Source organism: Streptomyces sp. NPDC054840 (genome assembly GCF_053611065.1).
Genome location: NZ_JBSGZP010000647.1, coordinates 1 through 4,140 on the forward strand (window position 1 = coordinate 1; position 4,140 = coordinate 4,140).

Here is a 4,140-nt window from a genome sequence, read left to right on the forward strand (position 1 = left end):
CCCCGGGCAGGGCTTCCGCTAACGCTCCAGCCCACGCGGCTACGCCGCCGCTGGCAGCGGGAGGAGGGTGCATCACCTGCGGGCACTGTGTAGGATCCGGCAATTTCCACCACCACCCCCCGCAACGGCAGATGACGGGCCGGCACCTGACAGGAACTCAACCTCCCACCCGATGTGGCGGGCTCCGCAGCGCTCCGCCCTCATCCCCAAAGGAGGCATCGGGACACGCATCCTACCCTCTCAAAGGGTGATGCAGCATGTACCAAAGGCGGAATGCAGGAACACCCTCCGCCAAGGATCCAACCCGATTGCTGGATCGGCGTACCGGCTGATGCATCACATGTGAGGCCTGTGTAGGATCCCGGATTCCCTACGGATACCTCCGGGGCCCGGGACGCCCCACACGGACCTCTCACCGGACGCCAACACGTCAGCCGGCCCACCCGCACGTCGGACGAGAAAGAGGGGGGCGGCCCGGGGGTACTGCGCCCCAGAGCACTCTGGGCCCCGGGCCTCAGCCGAGCACGCCATATCGGCGCAGGCTAACCACGACCCTAGCCGGATCGGCAATCTGCGACAGTACGCCGCGGACTGCATCCAGGACTGATTCCGCTACTCGCCCGGTTTAATCCATCCGGGAAGCTCCAATGGGGGATCGGAGAAATAGGCAGACTGCTTCACCCATTCCGCCCCGGGTTTTGGAGTAACTGGCACCGAATGGATGGCTGCCGTAACGGGTTTCCCCTCCCCCGCCATCATCAAGCATGAATGGCTAGTGCGGAGATGGCTGCGCGTTTCCTCTTCGATCCATTCTACGCCTTCAGGGGGAATTGCAATTTTGACCTTTTTTATCTGCGGATCATAGCAGAACCATCGAATTTTCCCGCTAGGGTACATTGCTATTAGTGCCACCGGTCCTAGCGGTGGCTTTACCGGCCACAGGGCGCGGTCGACAGCTTTCAGCGCATACCGGTAAGCGGGCCAGATCGATATCGCCCGGTTGATCTCGCTAAGAGCTTCACGACAATCAAGGGCCGATCTGTCATGTACCTCACTGATGAAGTCCCGGAAGAATGAGATTCCTTCCAGGTATGCGAGGACGGCTAGATCGAGTGACGGGCCCGTACGGTGGACTTTAGCGCCCATGACGTCCCCGAAAGTCCCCAGGACTCCGCCGGCGCTCCCGTGCGTAACCTGGGAAAGTACCTTGTATACGTCGTACTGGCTGCCGTAGCCGTGGGCTATGGCCCGCTCGCGAAGATTGCGTTTAGCCCAGTCTCGCCGGAACCTGGGCCCATACAGGGCGAGAGCGCTTTTCAGTTCATTGACGCTATCTCGCTTCATCTTGTAAAGTCGAGACCGCTCACTTTTCAGGTCCGAGCCTTTGAGAAGGCCAAGCCCATTAGAAAGTTCTCCTAGAAGTTCGGCTGTCACAGCTCTATGAGCTAGATACCTCTCGGCAGAATCGTCATCGCTCATCACCTCGCAATAGTTGACTAGGTGTTCATAGAGCGAACGCGATGCCCTCGCAGCGTCTCTTCCTTCGCCGTCGTACAGACGGTCAAGGAGCGAGCGAAAGTCATTCAGCGCGTGATTCGCTATGATCTGCCCTGCTTTGTTTTCCGTGTTTGTGAAGAACAGACGCCCCACTACGGCTACCTGCTCAATCATTCGCGACAGAACGGGCTGCAAATGATCCAGCATTCTGTGCAGTGCAGCTTGCGTTTCGTGTTGGGTAGCGAATCCGCGCTCAGACGGGGTGCTGGTAAAGTCAGCTTCACTGAAGAGATCAGCCATGGAACCCCCCGCTCACCGGCCCTTGGGGCCTGACACCGTTGAGCTGGAACGGTATCTCACGAGGGCAGTTGTTGAACCAGATATTTCCCCGCTTCTTTCTGGCTCGCTGGATGGTCGCCGAGCAATCCTCGATTCCCCCTGGACGCCGCTGGTGGTCAGGTGCTTGTCGGACGCGGCCCGTAAGGAGGAGACCAGGGCTGCTCTAGGAGCGGGAATCCCTGCTCCGCCTGTGGCAATCCACGAGGGGCCACGTCAGCCTGGCGGGGCGGGAGCCGCGCTCCTGATCGACGCGCAAGGGACCTGGCGCGGGTGTGCCGAAGGGCTGCGGCGGCCCAGTGGTACTGCTGTCCCCGGATCGCTCCGAACACAGGGCGTGCCCCGTGCACGCCGAGCGCGCCGCAGCTGTCCCCTGGTCGCGCTGTGCCGCGTTGGCGCGGGACAGCGCGACCAGGAGACAGCCAAGTGCGGCTCATCAAAGAGGGTTTCCAGCAGCAGAAGGCCCCACCGAAGACCTTGCGCTGCCCTACCCTGCGGCCATGAGCAACTCCGTCACTCGCTCTCCGCAACCCCCCGGGTCCATAGCCCGGTGGAGGACCAGGAGGGCCCAGCGCATCGCGCACATTCGCCGAAGCGGCCGGCTCACTCCCCTGGCACGCTGGACTTTAGGTCTTGCGGGCGCCGCAATGGCAGGTGCGGGAGCAGTAGCCGTGTTCGTGACCGGGACAGAAGCGGGCCCTGCGGCGCTCATCATTGTCGGCGCCGTCCTACTCGTGGCCGCCGTGATGGGCCGCCAGATCAAGGAAATCAGCCTGGCTGACGGCACGATGACCTGGGTCGAGACCGTTGAAGAGGAGATGCGCAACGCACCAACACCTGCACGAGCCGTCGAAGTGGCCTCAGCCGCGACGATCATCTCCCCCGGCATCCAGCACAACGAAGAGATCCGTGAACTGTCGCACGCCGCCTATGAGCAGGTGATTATTGACCGTCTAAGGTCAGCCTTCGGCCGCAGAGCAGTGCAGTTGCCCGGGCCCCGTGATCGCGGCTATGACGCACTTGTGGATACCAGGGGCAAGAGGATCGTCATCGAGACCAAGTTCGGCGACCCCAGCAGGGGCATCGAACCCAGACGCGTGCGCGACGTGGTGCAAGGCTCGCTCATGCCGCCGCAGGCAGACGCCATCGTTCTCGTTGCCACCATGCTGGAGCCGCCATCATCTGTACTGGCCCAGGCTCGCGAGCTCGCCGCGGCCCGCGGGCAGGGGTTCACATACGTGCGATGGACACGTGATGCCGACACCCCGGCGCTCCAGCAAGCCGTCGAAGAACACCTACAGGGCTGACCTTTTCACCCAGGCCGGTGCTCGTCCCTTCCCGACTATGCACCGGCCAGAGTGCAGAAGAGCATGGTGGCAGAGGCATAAGCTGCGTGGTGCGCCTGGGGACGGCCGGGGCTGCCCGGTGCTGTCCCGGTTCCCGTTTTCCCCGCTCCAGCGGGCATCTTCAGATTCCTGTTCAGAACGAGGCGTCGAAGTAGTCGATGTCGGTGAATTCGACGTTCAGGCCGTCCGCGCGGGTTCCGCCGTCCTTGAAGTAAATTTCCTGCAAGCCTTCGGCCAGAATTGCACGCATCTGCTGGTCGCTCGCACCCGTTGCGCGGGCGTCGAAGAGGCGCTGCGCGTACGCGGGTGTGAGGTGGACGGTGAGGCGTCGCATGCGGCCGTCGTCGGTCGTACCGACCGGGGCGGTGTACCCGAACCGGGCGCGCGTCTCCACCGTGATTCCGGTGCGGGTGGCAGCTTCCTTGCGGCGCCGGCCGCGCACCACGGGCTGCCAGCGGGCACGCACGGCCGTGTCGATGCGGTCCGCGACGGCCTTAGGCGGGGTCTTGCGGTCGCCCTTGCGGTAGCGCTCCACTGAGCGCTGACTGACGCCCAGGTGCTCGGCGACGGCCTTGGTCGACTTCAGCTGTCTGACCAGGAAGTTGATCTGGCCCTTCAGGGTCTTGGGCGGCTCTCGGGTGAACCCTTCGCGGTCCGCGCGGTCCAGGGCGTCATCGATGTCCCCCACCAGCTGTCTCCCTCTTCCTCGCGGCCCCGTCCGGGCGCAGGGCCGGGACGGGGTTGCCCCGGCCTGGTCTACGACCCGGTCGCCGGGCCGGCCGCCGTCGTGTGCAGGGCGGTCTTCTGGTCGTCCGTCGTGGTGGCAGTCTGCCCGACCACGGAGGGCCGTGTGGCCGCACGGCGAGAGAGGTCGGCGCAGTCGATCCGGCCGCTGTGGGGCTGTGCCCCGGCTCCGGAGACGAGGCCGGGGCCGGCCTGCTGGCGGTGGCGTCCCCCGGAC

4 protein-coding genes are annotated in these 4,140 nt (G+C 64.2%); 1 reads left to right on the plus strand and 3 read right to left on the minus strand.

Annotated features, from left to right (window positions below; genetic code table 11):
* Positions 1-612: 612 nt before the first annotated feature.
* The gene (locus tag ACWGIU_RS31505) at positions 613-1,797 is read right to left on the minus strand and encodes a DUF5677 domain-containing protein (protein ID WP_453711526.1); all 1,185 of its coding nucleotides are present in this window, start codon (positions 1,795-1,797) and stop codon (positions 613-615) included.
* A 707-nt stretch (positions 1,798-2,504) separates the two neighbouring features.
* Here ACWGIU_RS31505 and ACWGIU_RS31510 point away from each other — a divergent pair.
* On the plus strand, positions 2,505-3,140 hold the full coding sequence (locus ACWGIU_RS31510) for a hypothetical protein (protein WP_453711527.1): 636 nt from the start codon (positions 2,505-2,507) through the stop codon (positions 3,138-3,140).
* Positions 3,141-3,312: 172 nt separating this feature from the next.
* On the opposite strand, the gene tpg is transcribed toward ACWGIU_RS31510, so the two are convergent.
* Together tpg and ACWGIU_RS31520 are read right to left on the minus strand one after the other, a co-directional pair.
* Positions 3,313-3,867, minus strand: a complete 555-nt coding sequence (gene tpg, locus ACWGIU_RS31515) for a telomere-protecting terminal protein Tpg (RefSeq protein WP_453711528.1) — start codon at positions 3,865-3,867, stop codon at positions 3,313-3,315.
* A 68-nt stretch (positions 3,868-3,935) separates the two neighbouring features.
* Positions 3,936-4,140 (minus strand): hypothetical protein (locus ACWGIU_RS31520; RefSeq protein WP_453711529.1); only part of this gene is annotated, 205 nt, incomplete at its 5' end.

What these genes read in the sequence shown, in the direction of transcription:
- ACWGIU_RS31505 (WP_453711526.1), bottom strand. Translation starts at nt 1,797, where the DNA reads ATGGCTGATCTCTTCAGTGAAGCTGACTTTACCAGCACCCCGTCTGAG.